At 45.4% G+C, this 26,880-nt stretch carries 22 protein-coding genes and 1 pseudogene; 9 read left to right on the top strand and 14 right to left on the bottom strand.

Annotated features, from left to right (window positions below; genetic code table 11):
- Window positions 1–22 precede the first annotated feature (22 nt).
- Together RIG66_RS28425 and RIG66_RS28420 are read left to right on the top strand one after the other, a co-directional pair.
- Window positions 23–943: a hypothetical protein gene (locus RIG66_RS28425; RefSeq protein WP_446382626.1), complete on the top strand. Its 921-nt coding sequence runs from the start codon at window positions 23–25 to the stop codon at window positions 941–943.
- A 43-nt stretch (window positions 944–986) separates the two neighbouring features.
- Complete coding sequence (locus RIG66_RS28420) at window positions 987–2,429, top strand: CHAT domain-containing protein (protein ID WP_446382624.1); 1,443 nt, start codon at window positions 987–989, stop codon at window positions 2,427–2,429.
- A 336-nt stretch (window positions 2,430–2,765) separates the two neighbouring features.
- Here the strand turns inward: RIG66_RS28420 and RIG66_RS28415 are convergent, their stop codons facing one another.
- A complete protein-coding gene (locus RIG66_RS28415; RefSeq protein WP_446382622.1) occupies window positions 2,766–3,899 on the bottom strand; it encodes an ISAs1 family transposase in 1,134 nt (377 codons plus the stop codon).
- A 318-nt stretch (window positions 3,900–4,217) separates the two neighbouring features.
- Between RIG66_RS28415 and RIG66_RS28410 the strand changes: the two genes are divergently transcribed.
- A complete protein-coding gene (locus tag RIG66_RS28410; RefSeq protein WP_446382620.1) occupies window positions 4,218–4,907 on the top strand; it encodes a WD40 repeat domain-containing protein in 690 nt (229 codons plus the stop codon).
- Here the strand turns inward: RIG66_RS28410 and RIG66_RS28405 are convergent.
- On the bottom strand, window positions 4,904–5,749 hold the full coding sequence (locus RIG66_RS28405; RefSeq protein ID WP_446382618.1) for a hypothetical protein: 846 nt from the start codon (window positions 5,747–5,749) through the stop codon (window positions 4,904–4,906). The genes RIG66_RS28410 and RIG66_RS28405 overlap by 4 nt on opposite strands.
- 68 nt (window positions 5,750–5,817) lie before the next feature.
- A pseudogene (locus tag RIG66_RS28400) lies at window positions 5,818–5,988 on the bottom strand (hypothetical protein); the annotation flags it as partial.
- Window positions 5,989–6,124: 136 nt separating this feature from the next.
- Here RIG66_RS28400 and RIG66_RS28395 point away from each other — a divergent pair.
- From RIG66_RS28395 to RIG66_RS28375, 5 genes are all read left to right on the top strand, one after another.
- Window positions 6,125–7,066, top strand: coding sequence for a GUN4 domain-containing protein (locus RIG66_RS28395; protein WP_446382616.1), 942 nt, complete (start codon window positions 6,125–6,127; stop codon window positions 7,064–7,066).
- 45 nt (window positions 7,067–7,111) lie between these two features.
- Window positions 7,112–7,303, top strand: a complete 192-nt coding sequence (locus tag RIG66_RS28390; RefSeq protein WP_446382614.1) for a hypothetical protein — start codon at window positions 7,112–7,114, stop codon at window positions 7,301–7,303.
- 242 nt (window positions 7,304–7,545) lie between these two features.
- The gene (locus RIG66_RS28385) at window positions 7,546–7,872 is read left to right on the top strand and encodes a DUF433 domain-containing protein (protein WP_446382765.1); all 327 of its coding nucleotides are present in this window, start codon (window positions 7,546–7,548) and stop codon (window positions 7,870–7,872) included.
- A gap of 3 nt (window positions 7,873–7,875) precedes the next feature.
- Window positions 7,876–8,217 carry a DUF5615 family PIN-like protein gene (locus RIG66_RS28380; RefSeq protein WP_446382612.1) on the top strand — a complete coding sequence of 114 codons (342 nt, stop codon included), beginning with the start codon at window positions 7,876–7,878 and terminating at the stop codon, window positions 8,215–8,217.
- A gap of 173 nt (window positions 8,218–8,390) precedes the next feature.
- Window positions 8,391–10,607, top strand: a complete 2,217-nt coding sequence (locus RIG66_RS28375; RefSeq protein ID WP_446382610.1) for a tetratricopeptide repeat protein — start codon at window positions 8,391–8,393, stop codon at window positions 10,605–10,607.
- A gap of 33 nt (window positions 10,608–10,640) precedes the next feature.
- On the opposite strand, the gene RIG66_RS28370 is transcribed toward RIG66_RS28375, so the two are convergent.
- Complete coding sequence (locus tag RIG66_RS28370; RefSeq protein WP_446382608.1) at window positions 10,641–11,075, bottom strand: HNH endonuclease; 435 nt, start codon at window positions 11,073–11,075, stop codon at window positions 10,641–10,643.
- Complete coding sequence (locus RIG66_RS28365; RefSeq protein ID WP_446382606.1) at window positions 11,065–11,466, bottom strand: hypothetical protein; 402 nt, start codon at window positions 11,464–11,466, stop codon at window positions 11,065–11,067. Before RIG66_RS28365 ends, RIG66_RS28370 begins: the two co-directional genes overlap by 11 nt.
- 114 nt (window positions 11,467–11,580) lie before the next feature.
- On the opposite strand from RIG66_RS28365, the gene RIG66_RS28360 reads away from it, so the two are divergent.
- The gene (locus tag RIG66_RS28360) at window positions 11,581–14,022 is read left to right on the top strand and encodes an NACHT domain-containing protein (RefSeq protein ID WP_446382604.1); all 2,442 of its coding nucleotides are present in this window, start codon (window positions 11,581–11,583) and stop codon (window positions 14,020–14,022) included.
- 64 nt (window positions 14,023–14,086) lie between these two features.
- On the opposite strand, the gene RIG66_RS28355 is transcribed toward RIG66_RS28360, so the two are convergent.
- The 9 genes from RIG66_RS28355 to holA form a co-directional block, all read right to left on the bottom strand.
- The gene (locus RIG66_RS28355; protein WP_446382602.1) at window positions 14,087–16,975 is read right to left on the bottom strand and encodes an NACHT domain-containing protein; all 2,889 of its coding nucleotides are present in this window, start codon (window positions 16,973–16,975) and stop codon (window positions 14,087–14,089) included.
- Between the two features lie 202 nt (window positions 16,976–17,177).
- A complete protein-coding gene (locus RIG66_RS28350; RefSeq protein ID WP_446382600.1) occupies window positions 17,178–18,884 on the bottom strand; it encodes a UvrD-helicase domain-containing protein in 1,707 nt (568 codons plus the stop codon).
- 174 nt (window positions 18,885–19,058) lie between these two features.
- Window positions 19,059–19,325 (bottom strand): hypothetical protein, encoded by a 267-nt coding sequence (locus RIG66_RS28345; protein WP_446382598.1) that lies wholly within the window; start codon window positions 19,323–19,325, stop codon window positions 19,059–19,061.
- Window positions 19,326–19,386: 61 nt separating this feature from the next.
- Entirely contained in the window at window positions 19,387–19,518 is a 132-nt protein-coding gene (locus tag RIG66_RS28340) for a DUF6884 domain-containing protein (RefSeq protein ID WP_446382763.1), read from the bottom strand.
- A gap of 6 nt (window positions 19,519–19,524) precedes the next feature.
- A complete protein-coding gene (locus tag RIG66_RS28335; protein WP_446382596.1) occupies window positions 19,525–19,992 on the bottom strand; it encodes a hypothetical protein in 468 nt (155 codons plus the stop codon).
- A gap of 14 nt (window positions 19,993–20,006) precedes the next feature.
- Complete coding sequence (locus RIG66_RS28330) at window positions 20,007–22,121, bottom strand: DNA polymerase (protein ID WP_446382594.1); 2,115 nt, start codon at window positions 22,119–22,121, stop codon at window positions 20,007–20,009.
- Window positions 22,122–22,175: 54 nt separating this feature from the next.
- Window positions 22,176–24,485, bottom strand: a complete 2,310-nt coding sequence (locus RIG66_RS28325; protein ID WP_446382592.1) for a hypothetical protein — start codon at window positions 24,483–24,485, stop codon at window positions 22,176–22,178.
- A 234-nt stretch (window positions 24,486–24,719) separates the two neighbouring features.
- The gene (gene dnaN, locus RIG66_RS28320) at window positions 24,720–25,895 is read right to left on the bottom strand and encodes a DNA polymerase III subunit beta (RefSeq protein WP_446382590.1); all 1,176 of its coding nucleotides are present in this window, start codon (window positions 25,893–25,895) and stop codon (window positions 24,720–24,722) included.
- A gap of 7 nt (window positions 25,896–25,902) precedes the next feature.
- Window positions 25,903–26,832 carry a DNA polymerase III subunit delta gene (holA, locus tag RIG66_RS28315; RefSeq protein WP_446382588.1) on the bottom strand — a complete coding sequence of 310 codons (930 nt, stop codon included), beginning with the start codon at window positions 26,830–26,832 and terminating at the stop codon, window positions 25,903–25,905.
- Between the last annotated feature and the right edge of the window lie 48 nt (window positions 26,833–26,880).

Raw genomic sequence — 26,880 nt, 5'->3', positions numbered from 1 at the left:
AAATCCCAAGGAGATGCTGGAGATGAGTGATGAGCTATCCCCTCCTAACCTACAAGAGGCAGACGCTCTATTATCTGACCTGTTTCAAGAGGTTCAAAGGTGGGAAGGAACTTTAGCTGGTGGAACAAAACTGGGCGTGGGGGCAGAAGCCGTTGACAGTCTGCGCCAATCAAAGGTTAGTTTTGGCAATCCTAGAGATAAGTTAATTCAGCTTACAGAAGACACATTTGAAAAAAGCGGGACTGACCTGAACGAAATTTACAAGCAGCAGATGCGGGAGCAGTTTGACTTCTATTACATGACACACACCGTCGATTTGCGTCCCGAACGAGCTGCTAAATTCTGGCGATTGACTTGTGAGCTTGATTTTAGTCCGAAAGGGAGCGGTGAGCCAATCATTCAAAGCCTATTTCCGACACAGCAGTGGCGGAACGTCATGAGTTTTGGTGTGGGGATGGAGGTGGGGTTGAATGGTAACTTTGATTGGAATGTCGGTGTGGATAGCTCTCAGTTGGCTGAACTTTTGCAATTGCTTCCCGGTGAGTTAAAGGCGAATGTGGGTAACAAGGATGATTTAAAGGCATTCCTCGCTATTCCAGCCTATCGATATGAACTGGGTCATCCGGAAATCCTGACGAATGGAGAAGGGAATTCTAACTGCTACTGGCGAATTCAGGCGAGTGAGTTACAGAAAGTTGGGACAGCGAAATTTGCGCTTGTTTTCAAAGTCCCGAAAGGAACTGAATCGATTAGTTTACGGGGTACAGCATGGGCTGAACCAGATATCAATTGGCTCACGGCTGATATACGGGATGTCTTCGGTGAGTTGTCAGATCAATTAAAGCAGCTACTACGCCAAAAGAATCAAGAAGCAAGCCGATTTGCTCGTGGTGATGCTGAGGAGTGGACGCTGACTCTACCCAAAGCAGCTAGTCATGCATAGGCAGCTTATTTGTCAGTGAACTGAATTGGAGAGGCGACAACCTATGGCTAAAACTTACTATACCTATCGCATTCGCGTTGCTAACTACGAGCGGGTGCAGGTGGAAAAGTGGAATGCTCAACATCAATCTCTAGGCGAACCGTCTGGGGTATTTAGCTATAAGAAGTTGGGAGAAATTACACCATTGCTCCAAGTGGCTCGCAACAATGAGCTGAAGGACTCCAGCAAGGCACGCACAATTGGAGAAGCTTTATTTGATGTTCTATTTGATGATGTGCTGCGTCAGGATTTTGTCAACTTCTACCAGGTTGTGCAGAAGGAAAAGCAACTGCTGCGGGTTGAGCTAGATATCGATGAGCGCGGTATGCCTGATGTGGCGGCATTGCCTTGGGAGTTCACCTGCTTACCTGGGAAAGCCAACTTAGGTGAAATCTGGATGGACACCGACCCTAACCTCATCTTCGCCCGCCGCCGTGCCCAATGGCACGCAGCCCCACCGATTCAGTTAAACCAAGGTGAAAAGCTGAAGATTGCCTTGGCGATCGCTGTACCCACAGGCTCTTCTGATTTGGGAGCAGTTGTCTATGAAAAAGTACAAGCAGCGTTAGAAAAACTAGCAAATAGCCAATCAGATCGTGTTGAGCTGCTGCCAATTGTGAATCCAGCCACTCCCGAAGCAATTGATTCGATGCTAGAGCAACAACCCCACATTTTTCACTTCATTGGACATGGTCGCCTCAAGAATGAGGCAGGGGAGGAAGTGGGGCAAATTGCTCTAGTAGATGATATGTTCGACGAAGCCTTATGGGTTGATGCCAGTTTCTTCAGTGGGTTATTTAACCGACATCATCCTGGAGTTGTGATGTTGCAAGCCTGTGAGGGGGGAATGCTGTCTGCTTCGCAGGCTTTTGTTGGCGTTGCCTCTAAAATTGTGCAGCAGAATATCCCAGTAGTTGTAGCGATGCAGTACGAAGTTACTAACGTCACAGCAAGTCGCTTTGCTTATCGCTTCTATGAACGGTTAGCTCAAGATGACCCGGTCGATATTGCAGCCCAAAATGGTCGCCGTGCGATCGCCCTTAATACGCAGTATCGAAACCGCGATTTTGCCACCCCCATCATCTTTATGCGTGTGCAAGATGGCTATCTATTCAAGCGTCAAGAAGCAGAAGCTGAATCCGGGAAGTCAAATGACCAACCTATCGCCAAGGACAATGTTTATAATATTCAGATTGTAGACCAGCATCAGGATGTGAATCAGCGAGGCAGATTCAACACCAATGCTGGTTCTGGCAGCACTGTGCATCAGTATCACGATGTTGAAATTGAGCGGAAAGCCGATGCTGTACCCAGCAAGCCTAGCCAACAGCCTACCGCTAAAGATGGTACTCGGATTATCCAGAACGTGCAGCAGTCTGGAGATAAGAACTTAAACTTCGAGCAAGCCAGTAACTTCAGCAGGGTAAACGCATCTAAAAAAGCTTGACAAAACCTTAATAATGTGAGTTAACAAAGTTAGGAATATCGAATCTATCGAATCACAAATAGCCATATTTGTCTGAATAACTTAACCAAAATCATGAGCTAGTCTAGCTCGATAATAGCTAGAGACAGAAAAATCTTCTCTGTCGGAGTAGGGTTCTCAATTGTGTCACGCCTGAAGGAACTTCAACTTCACCCCAATAAAACTCATCTGTGCTATAATATAGGAAGTGATAAATGAGGGTCTAAAATCGTTTTAGAGATGGGGAGAAAATTGCCAAGGTTAGTAAAATACAATCCCTTACCTATCTCACACAAGAGTACTACTAAACCGAGTTGGCTAAGCTAACAGGACTTTAGCTGCATAATGATTATCCATAGCAGCTCGGTAGCGCTTCATGCGGATACTGCTGTTGATGCTGGTTTCTCGTTGGAGCTGATTCAAAGCGATTCGTCGCAATAGGGCAAAGTTTTGGCAGCTATTACCAGTACGAATGCGACTAGCATCTTCAGAAAAAGTGACATCCATAGTCCAATGGAGGGAATTCTCAATTCCCCAATGACTACGCACCGCCTGGGCTAAAACTTGGGCATTGGCAGGTAGGCTACTGATGTAATAGCGCACTTCCCGGCTCGTTTTGTTCCACAGCCGTCGCTCACAGATCACCATCCCAATACTGCTCAACCCTGCCCACTGCTCCTGAGTCGGCTTCCTTGCCAACGCCGATATCGGTATGCTGTAATAGTGGCGAATCTCAATTCGTCCGTGTCCGCTCTCGCTGGTGTAGTGATGGCTATGTTCTATTCCAGCAAAATCTGTTTGTTGAACCTGCTTAAAGAATTGCTCGACTTGAGTGTAGAGGGAACCTTGATTACCTTTGAGGGCTAGTACATAATCGGCTCCTTGTTGACGAATGAGGGTGGCAATCTCTTTTTGACAGCCCATAGCATCAATACTGATGATGCTACCACTGATATGAAGCATCTTTAACAGTTGAGGAATCGCCGTAATCTCATTGGACTTACTATTGACTTTGATTTGTCCGAGTACTAACCGATGATTGCTAGCCCATGCACTCACTAGGGAGAGCGCACTTTGTTTGGCTTCCCGATCATAGGAACCTCGTAGGGTTTTGCCATCGATGGAAATCACTTGTGTTCCTACTGTTGCTGTAATCGCTTCTATCCAATTGCGGAAGCATTCTTCAAACTCTTCTGGGTTAATCCGGGCAAATACTCGCGCAAAAGTATCATGGCTGGGAATGCCATTAGGAAGCCTCAAGAATGTGCTTAACCATTCTTGTTTTGACTGTCCGTAGGTTTCTATTGCTACCCACCCATCTGCACCACTAATCACAGCTAGGATAGCAATCACTATGATATCAATGAGTAAATGCTGCTTGCTGCGCTCGACTCTCGGATCTTCCAAGGCAACAAAGTGTTGAATCAAACTCGATTCTAGAGTCAGTGTCATCCTTTAGCCACCCAGTTACTGCTGATATCGGAAGTTATTGAAGTACTCCTATCCTACCTCGGAGCGGGGAACAGGGAAACATGGCTGGGAACCGAGCTATTTTTGGCTAAACGGTAAGCCCTCCATTTTACCTCAATCCCCAAACAGTTAAGATGCGTTTACCCTGCTACTTCGGCAGATGGAACTGTAAAGGTTTGGGACTTAAATACAGGTCAACTAATTGATGAAGGCAGAAATTTATGGGGGATTGCTAATGGTGCTTCAGTCACTCCCGATGGTCGGTGGGTAATTTCTGGATCAGGTGAGTTAGGCTATATTATGCTTTGGAGTCTGGCAGATGTGGGAACTGGATTCGGAAGTATGTTTGATCCAGATAAAACTTTTGAGGGACATAATGCTTGTGTAGGGGAAGTCGTTGTAACTCCTGATGGGACAAGAGTTATTTCTGTATCAAATGATCGAACACTACAAGTCTGGGATTTAAGAAGCCAACGCAAATTGCTAACTCTTGAAGGACATGAAAATTATGTTCACAATGCAGCAGTAACTCCTGATAGTAAAAAAGTGGTTTCTGTTTCAAAAGATGAAACACTCATTGTTTGGGATTTATCTAATGGTCGTTTGCTAAAACAACTATATGGTCATACTGAAGAGGTTGTTGCTGTTGCGGTAACACCGAATGGAAAGTATATTATCTCTGGTTCAGAAGATAAAACTATTATAATTTGGGATGTAGAAACAGGTAAAGAATTGTCCAGCTTCAAAGCGCATGATGATTATGTGAGTGATTTAAAAGTATTCCCTGATGGGGAAAATTTTATCTCAGTTTCACGTGATAGAAGCTTAAAAATTTGGAACATTGATAATCAGAACCTCATAAGTCAATTTATTGGTGACTATCCATTTACTAAATGTGTAGTGACACGAGACGGATCAACAGTGATTGCAGGAGACGGAAAAGGTTATTTACATTTCTTTTCGTTGAACTCTAGTAAACGCTGTATTTAGCCTTCTGTTTCATCTTGGATTCTTCTTAATCTTTCTGCATAAGCATCACTTAGAATATTATTGACACTATTTATAATATTAGAGTTGTTAATTGATGTTGCTAATTTTAACGAATTTTCAAAACTAGCAATAGCAGCGTCTAAATTTTTGAAAGAGTCGCCTCGAAGCCTTTCTCGGTAAGCACAACCAAGATTTGCAAGAACTAATGCCTGTTCTCTAACAAACTTATTCCTATAGAAAAATGTTTCTAATACCTGATATCCTTTAATAGCAATATCTGGTAAATAAAGTTTGTATGTATTGTTTGTAGTAATATCAAAAAAATCTCTTACAATACCACAAAATTTATTAACATCTGATGCTATTCGATAAGCTTCTATTTGCTCTTTTGCTATTTGCAACTTATTTTCAACCCATATCTTTAAAACATAAGCAAAATTGTCATTAAGTTTATCTATATTTTCTAGCAAAAGTGGGTACAGAGTTTTTTGTAAAGATTCTCCAAGTTCACGGCTATTCCTTGTGATTTGCAACAATTCGGTTAGCAAATCTTCATATATTAAGTATTCTGTAAAGGTTTTAGGTCTTGGCGATTGTCCTTGTAAATACTCTGGTAGATTAAGCTTTAAGGCAATTTCCTGAGTTATACGAACCGAGCGTTCGGAAATAGTTTCAGTTCCTAAATTACCTTCTAACAAAGAAGATACTTCAAGTAATCCTTGAATCAAATTCTCATCAATTAAACTTTGATGATCTTCTAAGACTTTTTTTTCTTCTTCATGATCAGAAGCTAATAACATACTAATTAAGTCTAAATAGTCTTTACGACGCTGTTCATCCATAATGTAATAAATTTGTAAGAAAATAACAATTATAAGTACTAAAATCTTATGAGGTTTTTTTGAGAGAGCTTGCGCTCCACCAATCCCAGTGGCACATACACCTGCTCAGTTCGATAGCTAATCCCCTCGCCACTCGTCAGCGGGTTGGTGGTGAGCCGCAGTTGGGCAACTTCTGACTCATCTCGGCTGCCATTGAGAATGCGATCGAGAATCGCTATCAACTCATCAGGGTTAGGCATCTAGTGGAGATTAACTGAGGGGCGCTCTGCTTAATTCCAGTATGCCCATTCAACCCTCTAAACGGGAGAAATGGTAAGCCGGATACAATGGGGTCAAATGGAACTGCCGCCTGCTGAATCAAAACTAGGGTAGAGTATGCCCCTCCCCAATGACTTGAGTACCATCCTTGACCGGATTAAAAACGGTGAGCAAACCGAGGCAGACATGACGGCTCTGCACCAGCTGTTGAGTGCGGACGATGCTGCTTCTGAGGGGCTACGACAACGCCAGATTGCCGTACAACTGGGTAAGTATAACGTCAATATTGGGCAGGGACAAGATATTCAGATTGGCGATCGCATCTACTACGAGTGGAATGACAAGGCGATTCAGAAATTAGTTGAAGTCATCCAAGAGCAATCTGATTCTATTCCTCTCCTGCCTAAAGAACTGCCGCAGGAAGACTACATTCGCTTGAAAAACTTGCTGGCAGCAGGCAGATGGCGAGAGGCGAATGAGGCGACTAGAACTGTTATCCTGAAAGCAGTCAGTCGAGAAAACGAAGGCTGGCTTGCTGATGAGCAAATCCAAAACTTTCCCTACCAAGTTCTGCGTATTGTCGATCGCCTGTGGGTGCAGTACAGCAATCAACGTTTTGGTTTCAGCGTGCAGAAGCGAATCTGCGACGAATGTGAAAAAGAGCCGCAAGCATTTGGCGATCGCGTAGGCTGGCGTATCCAGGATTCTTGGATTTCCGCTAGCCAAGTTATTTATATTCCTGCCAATGCACCAGATGGTCATCTTCCTTGGGGAATCATGCAAGTCATCACAATGGACAATGCGGCTTTAGATGCTTTTGTATACGGTCTACGAGCCGTCACGAAAACAGTCGCACGACACGATTGGCAGAAGCAGCTTCTTGCAGACTTTATGGCAGTTGGTGGATTTTTTATTGGTGACAGGATTGATAAGGAGGAGTTCAAGAGAAATTTGGAGTATGAACTCTCTCATGATGAGCCTTGGTGGGAAGGACAGAGGCTAGAGGAGTCCAAGGTTCGTAAGCTCTTTTCGCTACTGGTTGCTTGTCCGAACCTGTGAGCTTTCAAATAGATTGGACAATTTGGAGGTAGAAAACTATTCACAATGAATGTTCCTGATGAGCTAAAGGTAATCCTTGATCGCATCGCCAACCATCAGCAGAGTGAGGCTGATATTGCAGTTCTGCGACAGTGGCTCAGTAGTGACGGTCAGATTGTGACTCAAACGGGTAAGTATGCCGTTAATCTTGGGCAGGGACAGGATATTCATGTAGGCGATCGCTCAACATTCCTATAGCCCCTATCATAACCACACCAATTTTCTACCCGGCACCAGAGATACGTCAGGCACGGATGACACAGGCAGTGATGAAGTAAAACAGGAGATGGAAGAGACATTTTTGTTGCCCATCGCCAAAATCGAAAAACGCCAACGTGAACGATTGAGCGAACAGAATTGATGTTCAAATGAATGATAGAGCGATCACCCTTGATAGAATTCACAATAGGAAGCGCTACAACAGCAAGGAAGCCGTTGCCATGACTCTCCAAGAGCTAGAACAACATCTGTTAGCCCTCAGTCCATCTGAAAAGGTAAAGGCAATTCAGCTACTAGCTCAGAGCTTGGGTAATACTTGGCAAGGAATCGAGAAAACTCCTGGTGTTTGTGGTGGAGAGGCTCGCATCACCAAGACTCGAATTCCGATTTGGGTTCTCGTGGAAGCTCGTCGCCTTGGATATAGCGATGCTGACCTCCTAACGAGCTATCCAACCCTGTCTGCCGCCGATTTAGCTAATGCATGGGCATATGCACAAGCTTACCCTGATGAAATTGAACGTGCCATCCAACGCAATGAGGCGGCATAGTCAATGGCACGTTTTTATGCCGATGAGCAGTTTCCTTACCCTGTGGTGGAGTTATTACGCAATTTGGAGCATGACGTTTTGACCGCTCAGGAAGCAGGTAATGCAGGTCAAGGAATTCCCGATGAAGCCGTACTTGCGTTTGCCATCACTCAAGAGCGGGCAGTTCTCACCATCAACCGAGATGATTTCATCCGTCTGCATCGTCTCAATCCTAATCATTTTGGCATTATTGTTTGTACCAACAATCGCAATTGGGAACAGTTCGCCGTTCGGATCGACGAAGCGGTTACACGAGAGGAACCTTTACCAGGGAAGTTGATTCGTGTCGTGCGTCCTGCCAGTTGAAGCAAGAACTCTAAAAACTTGTGCAGGCAGGTTTGGTTTTTGTCGCAGCAGTTTTAACCGCCAGGTGCAAAAGTTAAGGTAAGTAGGTCGTCCTAATTATCTGTAGTAGCGCGTCTAGCTTATCTTTTGAGGGTGGCTACCAATGAACCGTTAATACCGTATCCACAATTGACATGACCAATCCTGAAGAACTGGAGGCTATCCTTGATCGCATTGCCAACCATCAGCAGAGTGAGGCTGATATTGCAGTTCTGCGGCAATGGCTCAGCAGTGACGGTCAGATTGTGACTCAAACGGGTAAGTATGCCGTCAATCTTGGGCAGGGACAGGATATTCATATAGGCGATCGCACTTACGTGACTTGGAATGATGAAGCGATTCAAGCCCTGATTGAGGTTGTTCAAAAGCAACACCCAAAACCAACTGGAATTCCTGCAAACCTGCCCTACAGTGGTGTAGTGGAGTTTGTTGGTCGGGATGCGGTCATGTCGAAACTCCATCAGATGTTGCAACAGGGTCATCGCGTTGCTGTTTCTGCGATCGCGGGGATGGGTGGTGTCGGCAAAACGGAACTGGCGTTGCAATATGCACTGAAATACCAGCCGACTTACCCGGCAGGGATTTGCTGGCTCTCGGCAAGAGGTGTGGATGTGGGGACTCAGATTGTACAGTTTGGGCGATCGCTCCTTGACCTCAATCCATCCGAAAACTTGGAATTATTAGAGCAGGTAAAGTTTTGCTGGCGACACTGGCAATCTGGGGAAGTGCTGCTAGTGTTTGATGATGTAACCGACTACGCCGCGATTAAACCTTACTTACCGCCCTCGACTGCCCCTCGCTTTAAGGTGCTAATTACCACCCGTCTGCGGTTAGGTGCGTCCGTCAACCAGTTGGAACTAGAGGTGCTGGATGAATCAGCGGCACTAGCACTGTTGGAGTCACTGATGGGGGGTGATCGGATTCACCCTGAACTAGACTGCGCCCAGCAACTTTGCGCTCAGTTGGGCTACTTGCCACTAGGACTGGAATTGGTGGGACGGTATCTCGCTCGCAAACCCGACCTGTCGTTGGCAGCGATGCAGCAACGGTTGCACGACAAGCGATTAGCGGCGCGGGCATTGTGTCAAACGGAGGATGATATGACAGCGCGATCGGGGGTGGCGGCTGCGTTTGAGTTGAGTTGGGAAACTTTATCGGAAAGTGCCAAATTGCTAGGATGTCTGCTCAGTCTGTTTGCTGCTGCCCCAATTCCCTGGTCGCTGGTGGAGCAGTGCTTGGCTGACCGAGACCCTGAAGACTTGGAAGAAGTACGAGACAATGAGCTAATCAATCTGCACCTGCTGCAACAAACCAACCCCGGAACCTGCCGCCTGCATCCCCTGATTCGCGACTTCTTCCAAAAGAAGCTAGAGCAGCTGAATCAAGCTGATGAACTGAAGCAAGGGTATTGTGAGGTAATGCTTGGAATAGCCAAACGGATTCCTTATGAACCTACACAGGAATTGATGGCTGAACTTACACCTGCCATTCCTCACTTATTGGAAGTTGCTGAGAGTTTAACTGATTACCTCACCGATGCAACTTTTTCATTACCCTTTCTGCGCTTAGGAAGGTTTTATGAAGGTCAAGGATATTACACCCAGGCTGAACACTGGTATTTAAGAGGATTGGAAGCTACCAAAGATCGATTTGGTAATCAACATCTGGCTACTGCAACCAGCCTCAACGACTTAGCATACATCTACAAAACTCAAGGTTGCTACTCAGAAGCTGAACCTCTGTATTTGAGAGCATTAGACATCAGAGTAAGCCTGCTTGGGCAGGAACATACTAGTGTGGCACAAAGCCTTAACAATCTGGCTGCAATATATCGTAAGCAAGGTCGCTATTCAGAAGCAGAACAATTGCTGCTAAAGGTTGTGGCGATTAGAAAAAAGTTGTTAGGCAAAAAGCATATCCACGTAGCACAGTGCCTTGACCATCTAGCCTGTCTTTACTATGAGCAAACTCGGTATACAGAGGCTGAGCTTCTTTATCATGAGGCTATATCAATTTACAAGTCCTTGGAAAAGCAAGTGCATCCGCATATGGCGACTGTTCTCAGTAATCAAGCACTTTTTTATGAAACACAAGGGCTATACCAAGAAGCAAAAAGGCTGTATCTGGAATCTTTATCTTTGATGAAGAAATTAAGAGGGGAAAAGCACCCTCGTATTGGACGTATTCTTTGCAAGCTAGCAAATTTTTATAAAAATCGGAGGCGTCACGAAGAAGCTGAGGTTCTTTATATGGAAGCGTTAGAAATTTATGTCCATTACTTAGGGGAAAAGCATCCGGATACACTCAAAGTCCGAGAAAACTTAGAATGTGTAAGGCACCCTTTGCCCTGAGCGATCGCAACCAAGATTTATTGCAACCTTCGATTACTCATCAGGTGGATGCAGTCCGGCTAAGACAAGCAGGCGTCGAAGATTCACCACTCCTAGACGGTTGAGTGCAAGCGCTTCGATGGTTGCACGACCACAAGGGGTTCTACCAATCAGTTGAGTCAAATCCTCACTCCAATCAAAATGCTCTGTCCAATTCTGCTGGCGAGGATTGAACAGGGCAATCTCCTGTCCAGTCTGTGGATCGGGGTAAACAGTCCGGGTGTATTTACGACCGTTACAGCCGAAACACGCCCAGGCGAGATTTTCAGCAATGGTTGCTCCGCCCAGTTGTCGAGGCTTAATGTGATCGACTGTAAAGCTGTCAGGAGAGAACGCATCCGGGCAACGGCAGTATTCGCATCGATTCTTTGCCCGTTGAGCAATTTCCTGTCTCAGGGCTGTAGGGACTCGTTCATATTCAGACGGCATGGGAAGGCTGGGAGTGGGACTTCGACTGAACTTGCTGGTTTAAGCGCATCAGGTCAATGTTCCTGATCTTTGCTAGCTCAATCAGAGCTTCTAAGCGCTCTACTCTCTGTTGCTCTAGCAAATCTTCGTAACCAATCAGTTCCTGATGCTCAGCTTCGCTCAGTTCATCCCATTCACAGCGATCGCGTAACGTATCTAGGTGTACCTGCTCGTCTTCAGGCAGATGGCTCTCGATCGCCTCAAGCAACTGTGCTTCCTGGGCGCTAACTGTACTCGGCTGAGGCGGTTCGGCTAAAAATTCCAATAGTTGCACAACAGCCATCAATTTGTCTTGAGGTAGTTGCCCGATGAGTGCGATCGCTTTTTGGCGAATATCAGTAGCAGGAGGCATTGCCCATACCTAAGTAATGGTTAATTCATAGTTTAGCAGTGTGGTTTCAGCTAACGGAAGTTACATTGGAACAAGCTGTCTAGAGTGTGAATCGCCCTTGCCAGACATTGAGTAATGATGAGTTCTGATGAGTTAAACACCATTATTGAGCGGATTGCATCGGGAACGCAGACAGCGACTGATGTTGAAGCGCTTCGAGTTGCCCTGAGCGATCGCAACCAAGATTTACGGCAACTGGGTAAGTATAACGTTAACATTGCTCAAGGACAGGATATTCACATCGGCGATCGCACTTACGTGACTTGGAATGATGAAGCGATTCAAGCCCTGATTGAGGTTGTGCAAAAGCTTCAATCCACGACTCAAACTCCTACACCTCAATTAGCGTCAGTTGATGAACTGGTGCAGCAGGCGCGATCGCGCCTCCACGATGACATCCAATCTTTGCATGGCACGATGCCGCTTTGGGGCGTGGATCGTTGGGTGCCGTTGGGTGAGTTGTTTGTGGATGTCAATATTTTGGAGGAGTTGAGCAGCAGTCGTCGGTCGGAACTGGATGACTTGTGGCAGGATTTCAGCCAGAATCCCGGCTATCGCAGTTTAGATCGCATTGGCTTGGGCAAAGAGCGGCAACGGGTGTCTGGGTTGGAGGTGCTGGCGAAGAATACGAACCTGATGGTAGTGGGTAAACCGGGTTCGGGGAAGACTACGTATTTGCAGCGAGTGGTGACCGAGTGCAATGCAGGAAACTTACAAGCGCACCGGATTCCAGTGTTGATTAAACTGCGAGAGTTTGTCGAGGATGGGCGTGAAGTTGCCTATTCGCTGGAGCGTTATCTAGAGCAGTGCTGGCGGTTATTGGATGCAGAAACTCAGTTGGTGTTCGATCGAGGTCGGGTGCTGGTGCTGCTGGATGGGTTGGATGAGGTGACGGGGGAGGATGGGAAGAACATCACCAAGCAAATCAAGCGGTTTGCTCGTGCTTATCCGCAGGTGCAGGTAATTGTGACGTGTCGAACGCAGAGCCAGGAGTCGCGGTTTGAGCGGTTTGATTATGTGGAGGTGGCGGATTTTAATGAAGCCCAGGTGCGGGCGTTTGCCCAGCATTGGTTTAAGACGGTGATGGGGGATGACTCAGGGGGACTGGCGAAGGCGCGGGAGTTTCTGGGACTGCTCTTTTTGGAGGAGAATAAGTCGATTCGGGAGTTAGCAATTACGCCGATTTTGCTGAGTTTGACTTGTGCTGTGTTTCACCAGACGGGGAAGTTTTACTCGAAGCGTTCCAAACTCTATGAAGAGGGGTTGGAGTTACTGCTAGAGCAGTGGGACAAGTCGCGGGAGATTGAGCGGGATGAGATTTATCGGGATTTGTCAGTGGAGCGGAAGCTGGAGCTATTGAGCTATCTGGCGGTGAAGAAGTTTGAGCAAGAGCAGTATGTGTTGTTTGAGCAGGCTGAGATTGAAGGGTATATTGCAGAGTTTTTGGGGATTGGGAAGCGGGATAGTCGAGTGGTGTTGAGGGCGATCGAATCTCAGCATGGGTTGTTGATTGAGCGAAGTCAGAAGGTTTGGTCGTTTTCACACCTGACGTTTCAAGAGTATTTAGTTGCGAAGTGGTTTGTCGATAGAACTGCTTGGGCAAGTTTAGTTAAACACGTTACTCTTCAACGTTGGCGGGAAGTTTTTTTAATGTCAACAGAGATGGCTGCTGATGCCAGTGAAATAATACAGTTAATGAAGATTAATATTGATGGAAGTGTGGCACTTGAAGAAGAGATACAAGATTGCCTTGATTGGATCAAAATCAAATCTCAATTGAGCAGCGGTGGATATAAACAATCATCTCTCAGATGCTTTTACATGGATATCATATCTGTTTTTAATAATGAAATATCTACTGACATAACTTGGGATAAAAGATACAGTCTTAATCTTCTCCATATATTATCTATCGACATTGCTCTTGAGCCTGCACATGATAAGCTCCTTCTTTTTGTCCTGGATTTTATCATAGATTTTATCTGTTTTACTCATGGATTAGATTATGATTTTATGACTCAAGACCTGTGGTTTGATCTTACGTTGGCTTTTGACGCTGATTTAGAGGATAACGTGGCTATTTTAATTGGCTCTACTCTTAGTAGTGGTCCCTATGCATTCAAAGAAGTTATTGAATTCATAGAAAGCTTTGATATTGATGATTTTGATTCAGTCTTATTGCAGGAATTGCAACAGCTTAGGGTTAAACTACCTAGCCACAGAAATCCAAAATTCTTGAACAATAATTATGAATATTGTGTTGAACAGTTTGAACTCTGGTTTGAAAAGAACAGAAAACAATGGATAAAACAACTAAAAAATATATTAATTAAATATCGAAATATTGGTCATATTTGGGATTTCAGCGATAAACAGCAGGAATTGATTCATCAATATTATGTTGCCAATAAATTACTGGCAGACTGTTTAAATAATAGTTGTAAAGTAAGTAGTGATGTAAGACAACACATAGAAAACACATTTTTACTGCCTATCACTGAAATCAAAAAGTACTAACGTGAAAAAGTAGAGTAGACAGAACACACTCAAAATACTGAGAGTATCCATAACTGTGCTTAACTTAAGTATGCCAAGCCTTATAGAAGTTTGGGTATGGTATTTTTTTAGAGGAGAGCCAAATTACTTCATAGCAAATAAGCGGGAATTGAGAGGAAATGTTTTCTTCGAGTGGATTTTGAAGATATCTTTTCAATCCTTGTACTATTGTAGTAAGTAGAACTCCTCGCAGGCTTTGTCTTAAAGCTCTAACAGCCCAAAAACGTTCTAAATTCTCTCCTTGATTTGCAACTTCAATTAAGTAGTGAATAACTTTTTGGTCATTAGCACCAATTTTCCCAAGAATCATTAAGATTTTCCAATAAAGAGTATCATTATCTAACCTGATTTTATTGTCATTAGCTAATTCCATAAGAAAATTAATAGCACCTGAATGAGCGAAATCCACTTTCAACTCTAGTTTAGCCAGATCATTACTAATAGAATGCATCTCTGAAGAGAATGACTCTGAGAATTTTTGATTGCGAGGATCGAACCTTTTACTCCAACTTGTCCACTGTTCAAGAAAATTAAGTTTGCTTTTCAACCGTTCAACTATTGCAGTTATTTCATCTTTACTAAGATTTGGAAGGCTAGATCTGTATTTCAAAATATCTGTTGCTTCTCGTTGCAGGTACTGCTTCTTGCTAACTTCTAGTAATTGGTTTAGTGCATTCTGATTCCTAGCTTGTAAATGTTGCCATGTATCCCAACTGATGTATTGTGGCTTAAGCAATATTTTGATAGCCTTTGAGTTACTCAGATCGGGGTAATTACTTAACAACCAAAAGGCGGCTTTCTCGCGAGTAAAATCTGGTGGTTCGTAGTCGAGTTTGGCAAAAAATTCCGGATCTAGCTTAGCAAAAAAACATTCCGGTGGACTAGAATCCAGTATTTTATTCAGAGCCTCAATAGCCTTTGGATTACTAGGTGAAATTTGCAATAAATAAACGGCAATGTCACAAAGAGATTCTCTATCTTCTATATTAAGATTAAGTAGATTGCTTAAAGTAATGATTAACCGTTGGCGATCTGTTTCTTGCAATGCCGTGATGAATGGATCTTTAAAGGGACTAGCAAAACCCTTCTGCCAAGTCTGTTGGTTGACATCGAAGTAACCAAAAGCTTTTTCCACCATCAGCGACACAATTTCATCAGCCCACTGACATTCATTAAATTCTACGATCCCTGTTGCTGCCAAGCAAATTGCTTGCTCCCAATAAAAGTCCTCACATCCCTCATCAAAAGTTTTGATTGCCCATACGAATGCCTCTTTTTCCTGTTTGGATAAATTATATCTGCCTAACCATAGCAAAATTACTTCCTTCCATGGGAATTCAAAAATCCGATAACGGGCATCAGGATGACTTGGGTTCTCACGAATATGATTCAGAAAAAAGTGCCAATCATTGATCGCCAACGCTGCAAAATACTCCTGAAACGTGGGATGAAAGAACGCATACACTGCCTTCCTCCGATTCTCCGCATCCACCCCCACCTTATTCAGCCAACCCAACTGCAATGCCAACTCAAACAACGAACCTTCCTCATCCAGCTCACCCAAAAACTCACACACAAAATCATGCCGCAGCCGAAACCGAGTTTCTTCCTTATCAATTGCCTCCCGCGCCAACTCCCCCAACGCTGCATTCAACTGCCTGCGCTGCTCCGATGTCGTCGGAAACTGCTCCCACTTCCACTCATAAAAATCCGCCACAAACTGCTCATACAGCCCCGCCTTTGTCTCCGGCAGCGTTCCCTCCCCCAGATACCAGTTGAAACACAACAGCGTCAGCCGCAGTGGATTCTTCACCAAATCCCGAATCCGTTCTTTCCCCGGTGTCTTCAGTGCCGCACACAACCGTTCTGCCTGCTCCCCCTGCACCTCTGACAACGCCCCAAACCACTGCCCAACAAACTGCTCCACCTGCTGCGGATAGGAAAACTCCAGCGTGCGATAGGTATCAAACGTATCCAGCGCATTGCGATTGCCATCCCACAGATTCAACCGACAGCTCAACACAATTCGCGTCTGCGAGAGCAATCCTCCCATCCGCACCTGCCGTGAAATCTCTGCCAAGGGATTGCCCGATGACACCTGCATTTCATCCACCCCATCCAGCAACAGCCACACTCGCCCCTGCTGAAACTGGGCAACAAAGGCATCCTTAACTTGAGGAGAAACTTCCGCTTGTCCCAGCTTCCGGACAACCGCTTGCAACCATCCCTCCAACAAATACGCTTCTAATTCTTGCCCCTGCAAATCTGCCAGCGACACCCAAATCGCGATCGCCCCCTCTCCCTGCTTACTCACCCATCGGGCAATCTGCTGCAACAGCGTCGTCTTTCCCGCTCCCGGTTCGCCAATAATAGCAAGGCGCTTCCCCCCACTCTTGGGACTTTGCCCCTGCTGCAATACCCGTTCGAGAAACTGCTCGTGTTCAAAGCGCTGGGTAATCTCAGTCTCTTCATACAGCAACGAACCCTGCTCTGGAAGCACATCCTCCCGTCGCCGCGTCTGCCGTTTGCGCTCCACCAATCCCAGCGGCACATACACCTGCTCAGTTCGATAGCTAATCCCCTCGCCACTCGTCAGCGGGTTGGTAGTGAGCCGCAGTTGCTCCTCCAGCATCCCTTGACTGACAGCCTGCCAGTCTATATCAGGCACAGGAGTCGTCGGTTGCAGGAGTTCCCGGAGTGCTTCAACGTCAAATTGGTAAATGCGATCGCCAATCTGAATCTCGCCTCCCTGTACCTGCCCGATATTCGTATTGAACTTACCATCCTGAGAGACGAATTGCAGCGTAGTGCCACTCACCTTGAGCCATTGCCGCAGTTGGGCAACTTCTGACTCATCTCGACTACCATTGAGAATGCCATCGAGCATCGCTATCAACTCATCAGGGGTAGGCATTTACTGAAGGAAGGTTAACGTGGGGCTATTTGCTTCATTTTAGTATGCCCATCAACTTTCTGAAACTGTAAATGCTTGTACTCAGTGCTTTGACATTGCCAGGTAGGGGAAAGAGAATAGAGTAAGACTCTGGGGAAGAAAAAAGTAAGTGTTGGCTCGGCTCCTCAAGCCTAGAACAGGCTTTCCGATGCCAAATATTGAACTAAATCGAATTGACAGGTTTGCCGAAGTTATATAACTGTCGATAGGCTTGAGGAAGCCAATCAGGATAGATAGTACAATCTCTCTCTTTTAAAACGAGATACAGAATACCACTTCCAGGATTTCGATTGGCTTTGATTCGGGTTAGAGCAATGTAGAGAGTATTCCACTCCTGTTGAAGTTCTTCTAGAGATTGTTGGGAGTGGGTAAAGGGTATCTCCTCTGGATAAAGGAGGAAAACGACTTCAGCTTCTGCACCTTTAGCACTGTGGATACTGAGTAAATGAATGGATGTAGACTTCCTGGAGTTGAAAATTTGATTAATCGTTGTTTGCCACTTTTGCAGCGTAGCCGGTTTGTAAGTATCGTAAAGGGTGCGGATACTTTCTATAAAGTCGGCAAATTCTGCTAGTCGGGTTGGAGCATCTGGAGACTGTTCGAGAAAATGGCGAGTTTTGGCGGCGTAAACATCCAGTTTGTGTTCAAAAGTCAGGGGATTATATGGCTTTTCGGCGATGCGCTTTATTTCTTTGAACAGATAATCTCCGGCTTTTTCGTCTTTTATAGTTGCGGTTTTTCCGGTGGCAATAATTCGGATAGCGCTTTGAATGAGAGTCGAGTTTTTTCGGCTTACTATTAAATAGGTGAGGGTGGAGTCGGTGAAGCATTTTAATAAGTCAGCGCTGGAAATAATTCGGATTTCCCCTTGAGGAGCGTTCGGGTGAGCTTGGATAGGAATGTGTGGGAATATGTCTCTGACGAGTTGGAGGTGAAGCTGACCGCAGCGGTAATTGAGGGGACTCTCAAATACTTGGCAATTGAAGCGAGACATAATCTTTGCCAGTCCATCACTTAAACACCCTCGAAAATGGTATACTGATTGATTAGGGTCACCAACAGCAATCAGGAAAGATTGGGATGGAGTGATTAGAAGTTGCAGCAGAGAAAGCTGAAGGTTATCGACATCTTGAGCTTCGTCTATGAGGATAACTTTGAGGCGATTTTTTAACCTCACGATCGCACCTTTAAAAAACGGAATATCCTGGCATTTCCAGGGCATCCAGACCATATCCGTTGTGTCAATTTTGTTTCTAAATAGAGCCTCTTCTTCCCCTCTGTCTAAGCAGTCTTTCGCCGCTTGAGCAACTCCATAGAGATCAGTAACTGATAGGTTGTAAGTTTGGTTGAGAGTTTGGATATTTTCTGGGTTGGGTTGGTAGGCGTATAGGCGTAAGAGTTCCAACAGTTTAATAAAGGCTTTCTCATTAAGAATCGCCGGATAGTCGGAATTGGCAACGAGTCGTCCTAATCCGCCAACATTTCCGGTAATCCAGCCTAACTTAGAGGCAATAGTTTCATATTTGTAGGGGTTAACGTTGGCAGTACTGACATTCAAAGCCTCCCTGTATATAGAATAAGCTAAGGAATGAATAGTTCGGACAGTTCGACCCCACTTTGCCCCCAATTTTGCTTGGATACACTTCCTTAAATCGTCTTTATTTTTAGTCCCAAAAACTAGGATAACCATCTCCTCCGGCTGAAGACCCTGCTTCTGAATCGTTTCGGCAATTAAAGTAATCAGTGTGGATTTTCCCGTTCCGGCTAAAGCGATGACACCGATTCCTGATTTAATGGGTAGAATTAAGTTTTTGGAAACAGCGTTAAGGATACAGGTTTGATAAGGTGATGGGGTTAGCTTTCGCAGCATAATTTGATAAAGATGAATTCAACAACTATTGAAAGGAAATTCGGCATATTCGGGACTGACTGATGAGCTTCACTTCCAACTCAAAAATCGACACACCCCCCTAACTCTTGGGAATCCATGATGCAGCGTACAGGCGCACATAGAGGAGGTGGTTCGTCCTTCCCTCAGACGCATTTATCCTTGTATCGATTGCTTCTGATACCACTGAATAAAGGATTTAGCTCCACCTCTGAATGTCTTTTTCACACCCGCTACCCGCCAACGTCCTGTGTGAGGATAAAAATCCACTTTCGGCTTATTTTCCTCGCGAAATAGCATAGTAACTTTCTGTTTACCAGCCCATTTAAAGGGAATTTGAGCGGATTCAATTATCGCTGTATTTTGTTGATACCATTGAGCATGGCTTTCTTGTCTAATTTGGCGGAGAATATTGTCGCTCATGAGTACTACTCTAAAAATCCCTAATCTTATAGGCGCGTTTTGAAAAGCAGTCGCTCACCCATTACCGATGGGTTTTGAGCCAAGCTAACTGTTGACCAATTCCTAACCCTTGCAGAGGAATACTGATGTCATAGAGATCAGGAGTAAGATAGGTTAAAAAACGGCGATAATCGGTTCCAGCTAAAACAACCAGTTTATTTTACTCATGGCGATTGAGGTGCAGTGTAAACAGGCGTTGGTTCGTTGTTTGGGTAGGATAAGGAGTAATGGGAGCGGCGAATAACTGGATTGGTGAATACCAGAGTGAAGCCGGAGTTTGGATGTATAGTTTTCCCTCATTGAGGTAGATAATTGCAAAGGGTAGCCACCAGTTAATCAGAGACTGAATCCAAGACAGTACATCGTCTTTAAATTCGGGAAGAAAGACTTGGACTATCGTCGAGTTCGGAACCGAGTGGTGGACAATTCCAGATGTCCATCCCCAGGGCGTTTTGATTTTGTAATGCTGTTCTTGTAAAGTTGGGGCGAAGCAAATAAGCTGGGAAATCTCGAACAAAACGAAAGGGGTTAAATTGCCTGTTGAGGTCACTTTTTCATCGCATTTTTGATACCAAGCGTAGGTCGTTGGAGGTAAAATTGGCAGGGAAAAGCCTTGGGAGTAGAGCATTGGGTTGAGAGTATCTATTTGTCAGTCCAACAGTTTCCTAAGAGACGTTCTGGACATTCATCCTCAGAAACCGGAATATCCTGAATGACTATTCCCATCGCCCGTTCCATCGCCATTTGCACAGCACTAGCTATTTCAACACCAAATTCTTCTTTACCAAAAATGTCCGCTTCATCATGACAGCAATTCCCCACCCAAGCTTCCCATTCAGGATGAGCATCAAAAGCCGCTACACAGTACGCCAAAAAAGTTTTAATAATATCAGCTTCACACATTGTCCAGTAAGCCGCATTAGCATCTGGACTTTTCACTGAAACCAACGTAGAATATAGACCATTAAACTTTTTCCGTTTGCCCTCTATCTTTTGCTCCCTACCATCTTCAACGTTTTGCCGCCATTTAGGAAGAAACACACCGCGACCCGTTAGACAACGGACATAGCCCAAACCGAATTTACTGCGCGATTGTATTGGATTAATTCCTAACACCGATGGCAGCTCATGATTCGCTTTTTCAACAATAGATTGCTGAAAAGAAGCCAAAACCTTATAAGTTTGCCTCCAAGCTTTAATCGAATTTTTCGCACTCTCATCCGATAAAACAATTCCAGATTTAGTCCGGATTGTCTTTTGCAACGTGCGCCATCCTTGCAGATTCTGCGACCCATAGTGAACGGACTTAGACATAGCTCGTAAACGAGAAGCCTGTCCATAATTGGCGTGGTGTTTATCTAGCGTCCATCGCCTAATATTCTCTTCTGTCCAATCCGACCCCATACCCTCCACCTGGGATAATTTCTCAGCAATTGTGCAAAAAATATCCCCGTTAGGGCTATTAAATCGGGCAATTAACTCCGGGTCAAGTGACGCTTGAGTTGCCACTCTAGCATGAAGCTTAGACGCATCACACCAAACACCAATACATCCTGAAGGAGTGCGGAATACCGAGCGAATAGGTGGCAAATTGTAGGGCGTTAACTCAGGAGGAAATGTAGTCGGTGAAGGAGGATTCTGTAAATTCGGTTCAGAACAGCTACTGCGACCAAATCCCTTGCGATTGATTTGGGTATACTTTCCTCTAACAAAGCCATTTCTTACTTGAGCCTGAATAGAATGTAGATAATCAACATAGGTTTTAGTTGTCTTGATAACGCTAATTAAACGTACTTCGGCAATCCCCCATAACTTACTTAAATCATCAACATTGGCTGATTTGAGCGTAACCCGAAACCTTCTATTGATAAGAGCAATTAACTTCTTCGGTGAATAAAGATGAGGAAGACACTCAGAAAACGTTCCACCCAGTTGCTCCACCAACGATTGATAAGCCGCCTCGTAAGCAACAGTGACATCAGCCAACACCCCTTCATCCACAGGCATTCCGTAGTGAGACATTTGAGCAAAAGCCGGTGACGCGGCACACTCAATTAAGTAGCTAGTCCAAACCCTAATTTCTTTGAGCCGAGGCTCTAATAAATCATGTACCTTAAGCGTAATAGAAGCATCATTGGCGGCATAATTGAATTGATTATTACTCAATTGCCCATTGCCTAAATCTCCCCAACCCCAGTCAGAGGTTTGTCGGGATTTATCGATAGAGATTCCCAGTCGCAAACAAACACTTTCTAAGCTGTGGGGTTTCCCGTGCTGTTTTAACAACCAAGGGTCTAGTCCAGCCCAGTAAACTTGAGACATAAGTTTAGTATCTCGGAGGTTACGGATGGGGAAATTATACTTAGCCAGCATCCATCGCTGCTCAAAATCTAGGGAATGTCCAACCACTTCAACCTGGGGATTCGCTAATCGTTCTTGAAGCGTTGTCCAGAACCCCAGAGACTCTAATTTCTGATGAATACGTGAGCGTTCTTTTGCCGTCCACCCCAAATCTATTACTATTACTTGGACAGCCGGTTGTTCTATAGCTATCTGAATTAAGCGAATCTCTCCCGTTTCCGGTGCAATTGCTGGAGTGGATGCCCGAGAAAAAGTTTCTAGGTCAAATCCAAATCGGGGGGATTGTTGAAAAAGACCTATTGCCTGATTCAATCGTTGGTTCTCTAGACCGATTATATTATCTTGCCGTGAAGCTTCAGGAAAAAGATTCAGTTTATACTGGTAGAATTGAGTCATGCTAAATTTAATCGTAAAAAAAATCAGCCTCCAGTTATGGAGGCTATTGGGTAATTAAGCCGCAGACTTCCCGACGACAAAAGCATCAATTCGAGTCGGTTTATTAGCTTTAGAGAATCGGGTGTAGAGTTTCAGCCGGAATTCTTGACCGAGATTAACGGGTATCCCATCAATCTCCGTGAACGTTCCCAGAACCTTACCCGATGTATCCCGGGCAACCAAATAGTTGCCAAAGCGCGAATCCGAATCCACCTTAACTTGGAGTGTTTCCCCCTTGAATAACGTGTCGGGATAGTCAGAACCCTTGAGTCCAATCAGCTTGAAGGTGTGAATGGGTGGGTTGTCTAGGACATCGAGGATAAAGGGCAGTCCAACCAAGAAGACGAGAGCGGTGGAACGTTTCGTGGTATTATTACGGTGCTGGACTTGCCATAAGGCAGCAATAACCTGGCGACGTTGTTGCTGTGTTTTACAGTTATCCAACAGGCTTCTGTATTTATCAGTTACTCCCTTAAGATTCTCATCAATTTTGTCCTGTACCGTGCGTGGGACTCTTTGATTACGTTCTTTGTAAGGTGTAGCAGGAGCAACAGCCCTTTGCACATCCTGGGCGAACTCTTCGACCCGTCGTTGTGCCGCTACAAGCCAGGAGTTAGGCACTTTGTCAGGAAACAAGTTGATGAAAGTTCGCAAGTTCGCCATCCGGAACTGAGGCGGGATGAACAGTTGGTTGACCTCGCCTACAAGTTGAGAGATGGTATCTGTAGCCCCTTCGTTGACCGGTAGCGGCGTCTTCACATAGACATCGCGGTTCCTGTAGTGTGACAGCCAGGGGACGCGGTTGTATCCCATCGCTTTTTGGGCGTTTGAGATCACAGTTGGGTCAGCTTTGGCGGCGTGTTTGAGGCTATCGACCTCAATTTGCAGTTGTTGAGCTAATTCCTCTACAATATCGGAGCGACCTATGGCATTGGCTTTGGCAATCAGGTAGGAGATGAGTCCCACATTGTTGCTCATTGCCCGAACAGTAATCTCCGCTAAACTGCCATCCAGGATTTCCTTGTCTTTGGTCAGTTGTGGTGCTTGAGCAAAGGTCTTAATCGCAGCCGCCACGTTGGGAAGCCTTTGGGCTGGTTTCCAACAGACCAAGTCTCCATCACAGTCACCCCCAATTTCACGCCACGTTTTCTCTGATGCGGCAATAATCCCATCAAAGTTCTGCCAGCGGTCAAGGGCGCGGTTGACCCAGACTTTCCAATCATACCGCCAGCGCATGGGATAGCGGAAGCCCACTATCTCTGTGCCATCAGGAATGCCAGGAATACAGACTTCCCCGTCTTCGAGTTGCTCGTCGGGCATAGTCATGCTGGTGTTAAACTTAAGGCTTCCCCCCGTTGCCAGTCCCACGAGGTACTCGCGCATCAATTCCAGGGTGTGCTTGACGACTCGCGGGTGGGTGGTCAGGATACTATGAGTGTCATGGTGGAGAATTTGTAGCAGTTCGGGCGTGGAAGTGCCGGAGACTTTAGCCGTTAAGAATTCTAACAGATGCGTGCGATCGCTACTTAATTCATTGAGTTCCCGCACAGCTTTGAGCGTGTCGGGTACAATATCACGCTTAACGGCGTCCCACGGTAAGAACTGGATACAAGAATAGCTGCTGTTAGCGCTTCCCCAGCGTTTGCCCGGATTCCGGGGAGCCAGTTGAACCACGCCAAAGACCAGGGCTTTGGGCGCTCTGATGCCATTGCGTCCAGGGTTATTACCCTTGAAGCAGGAGCGAGGGATAACCAAGGATACCCCATTCGGGTCACTGTCTAAAGAAGGCAGGTAGGCAATAGTACCTTTAGTGAGCCAACATTTGTCGGGGTCTACAGCACGGAATTGGAACGGCACATAGGCTTGCAGTCCCAGAGTCTTAAACAGGAGTGCCGATGCCTTGGCGTGGCAATCCCCTGTTCTGAATTTACCATCCTCGACGATACGGATTCTCAGCGTTAGGGTAGTAATCAGCTGACATTCCGTCGTCAAATTACTGCCATAATTAGCCGCCGCCCGATTGCTTCCCAGTAAGCGTAGAAAATGGTCGGGAGTTGAGTCCTCTTCAGATTGAGCAAATATCGCCCGACCCAAGCGGCGGGAGTTCGTTGCACCAGAAAGTTTGAAGGTTTCCCACCCCTTCTCCAGACTCGCGATCGCGCCGGGACTATCCTCTTTTTCAATAAATCCTGACACGTCGCCGATGGCGAATTTAGCATCGGGATATAAATACTGGAGTAGGGTATTATAGTACACAACTTCAGTTGGCAGATAGTCTTGTTGGTATAAGTCGTATACGGGAAGTTTGAGAACATTTTCGCTCATAATTTATACCGTGAGAGTGTAATCGCTTCCATACGAGCGATAGCGAGCAAAGACTTTCTAGGAAAAACCCCAATGCATCTAGCTGACACAGCCGCAACCAGCCAGAACAAAGCAGAAGGGTTACTTCATCGGATTAGGGATGAGGTTCCAGAACCCCTCTGCCTCCTCTGAAAGGGCGGCTCAGAAAGCTAAACGGCAGACTAGCTGTAGGGTGGGGGAAAAAGTCTTAATTTTTCAACCCGTGATCTGCACAGGCATTAATAAATACGTGAGATTTTGTCCCCCTAATGGGGTAAGAATAGCCGGGGAATGGGTCTCATTAATTTGCAGTCGGATATCAGAAGTTTTGGTAACTTTTAGACCCTCAATGAGATACTGACTGTTGAAGGCAATTTCTAGGTCTTTCCCGGAAATTTGTGCGGGAATCACTTCCTGACCTGTGCCATTTTCTGTGGCGGTTGTCAGGAGAACGTCTTGGTTCTTTTTGTCAAGGGTCAATCGGATCACTTTGTTCTTAGGATCAGCTAATATGGCAATCCGTTCCAGAGCTTTTAGTAGCTGACGTTTTTCGACCGTAATGTGATTTTTGAATTTTTTAGGAATCAAGGCGCGGTATTCTGGATATTGCCCTTCTAAAGTACGGCTAGTCAGATAGGCTGATTGAGCATCAAAGATAACTTGACCTTGGCAGTAATGGAGGGCAATTGGATTTTCTGGCTTGGAGGTGGAGAGTATCCGGTCTAACTCAGTGAGGGTTTTGGTGGGAATCGTCAGTTGGGTTGGTTCCGCTTGTGCCTCATCAGTAGTTTCCGTCTCCGTCACCTGAGTCGCCGTCTGCGCTACCGCAAGTCGATGACCATCAGTTGCCGCAAATTCCAGAGAATCGGGTTGTACGGTAAGGTGAACGCCACACAGAACCTGTTTGGCTTCGTCCGTGCTAGTGGCAACCAACGAACTTTGGACTCCCTCGCTTAACGATGACGTAGGAATTTGAAGGGAATGTCCCCCATTAATAGCAGGCAGTTGGGGAAAGTCTTCCGGGTTTGTGCCTTTGAATTGGTATCGTCCGCTGGCGTGGGTTAGGGTAATCATCCAACTGGGGTCAGCGTCTTCTGTTTCCTGGGCTTCAGGTTGTACCGAAACCGTAATGTCTCCCTCGGGCAGATGGGACACGATATCCTGGAAAAGTTTAGCTGGGATAGTAACCTGACCTCCCGTTTCAATGTGAGCCAAGAAACGGGTTTTGATTCCCAAGCTGAGGTTAAACGCTGTTAAGTGTATCTGTTGCGTGTCTGAGCAAGCAGATAGGAGTATATTACCTAAAATGGGGTGAGAGGGTCGAGATGGAACCGCACGACAGGAGAGAGAAAGGTGAGTTTGTAGGTCAACAGAGGAGCAAGTTAGTTTCATTGTTTTTCTAATAGGTAAGCAGAGTCAGTAGACGGGTGGTAAAATAATCCGAGGGTAGTCCTTGTTTGATTTCACCTTCGAGATTAAATAGCGCGATCGCACTTTTGATCAGCCATGAGGTTGAGAGTCCTTGAATGTCCTGCTTGAGGAAGTACAAGCGGTTAGGGTTAGAAATACCTGTAGCAGTTGTTAACTCTTTGTCGCTGCGGATTCCAGCCTTTAATGCCGCTTTAAGTTTTAACCAAGTCCGAATGAGGGTTAGCAGTGTGGCTGTAATTTTGAGGGGAGGTTCTCCAACCGAAAGTAACTGTTGGCTTAGTTGGTTCACTTGCAGAGCATTTTTGTGTTTGAGAGCGTTGGCAAGTTCTAGGATTGAATGGTTGAGGTTAGGGATTAGCTGTTTGATTTCACCAAAGGTTAGAGTTTCCTCACCGCGACAGGTGGCTAATTTTTCCAGTTCATGAGTCGTGCGAGCGCTGTTAGAACCTGTAGCGCTGGCAATGTAGGTAGCAACGGCTAGAGGTAGGTTGACTCCCAGAGTGCGTGATTCTTGCTGAACGTTAGTCGCCAGTTCATTGATTTTCCAGGAAGGCGTACAATTAAATTGTTTGACAGTTGTTGCACGTTTGATGAGTTTGCCGATGCGAGTACGGGTGTCGATTGGAGTAATTAGAACGACAGTTGAGGGTGTATTTAGAGACAGCAGTTTGTTGAGCAATTCAAAATGATTGGCTGTGATTTTACCTCGAATAACTAGAAGTTTTTCTTGACCGTATAAAGGCAGAGTTTGGGCGTAAATTAGGGCATCTTCTAGTTGCTCAAAGGAGAAGTGTTGAACATTGAAAATCGCCCACTTTGGATCTAAATTATGCTTCTGTTCTTGGATAAAATGCGTGATTCGATGGGTATCATTTCCTGTGAGAGTGAAAGCTTTCATAGAGACTAGTAAGACGGCATTTAGATTGGGATGCCTCAATCCCAAGGA

It is taken from the genome of Coleofasciculus sp. E2-BRE-01, assembly GCF_040221695.1.
GTDB lineage: Bacteria > Cyanobacteriota > Cyanobacteriia > Cyanobacteriales > Coleofasciculaceae > Coleofasciculus.
This window is presented reverse-complemented; position numbering and strand designations above follow the sequence as displayed.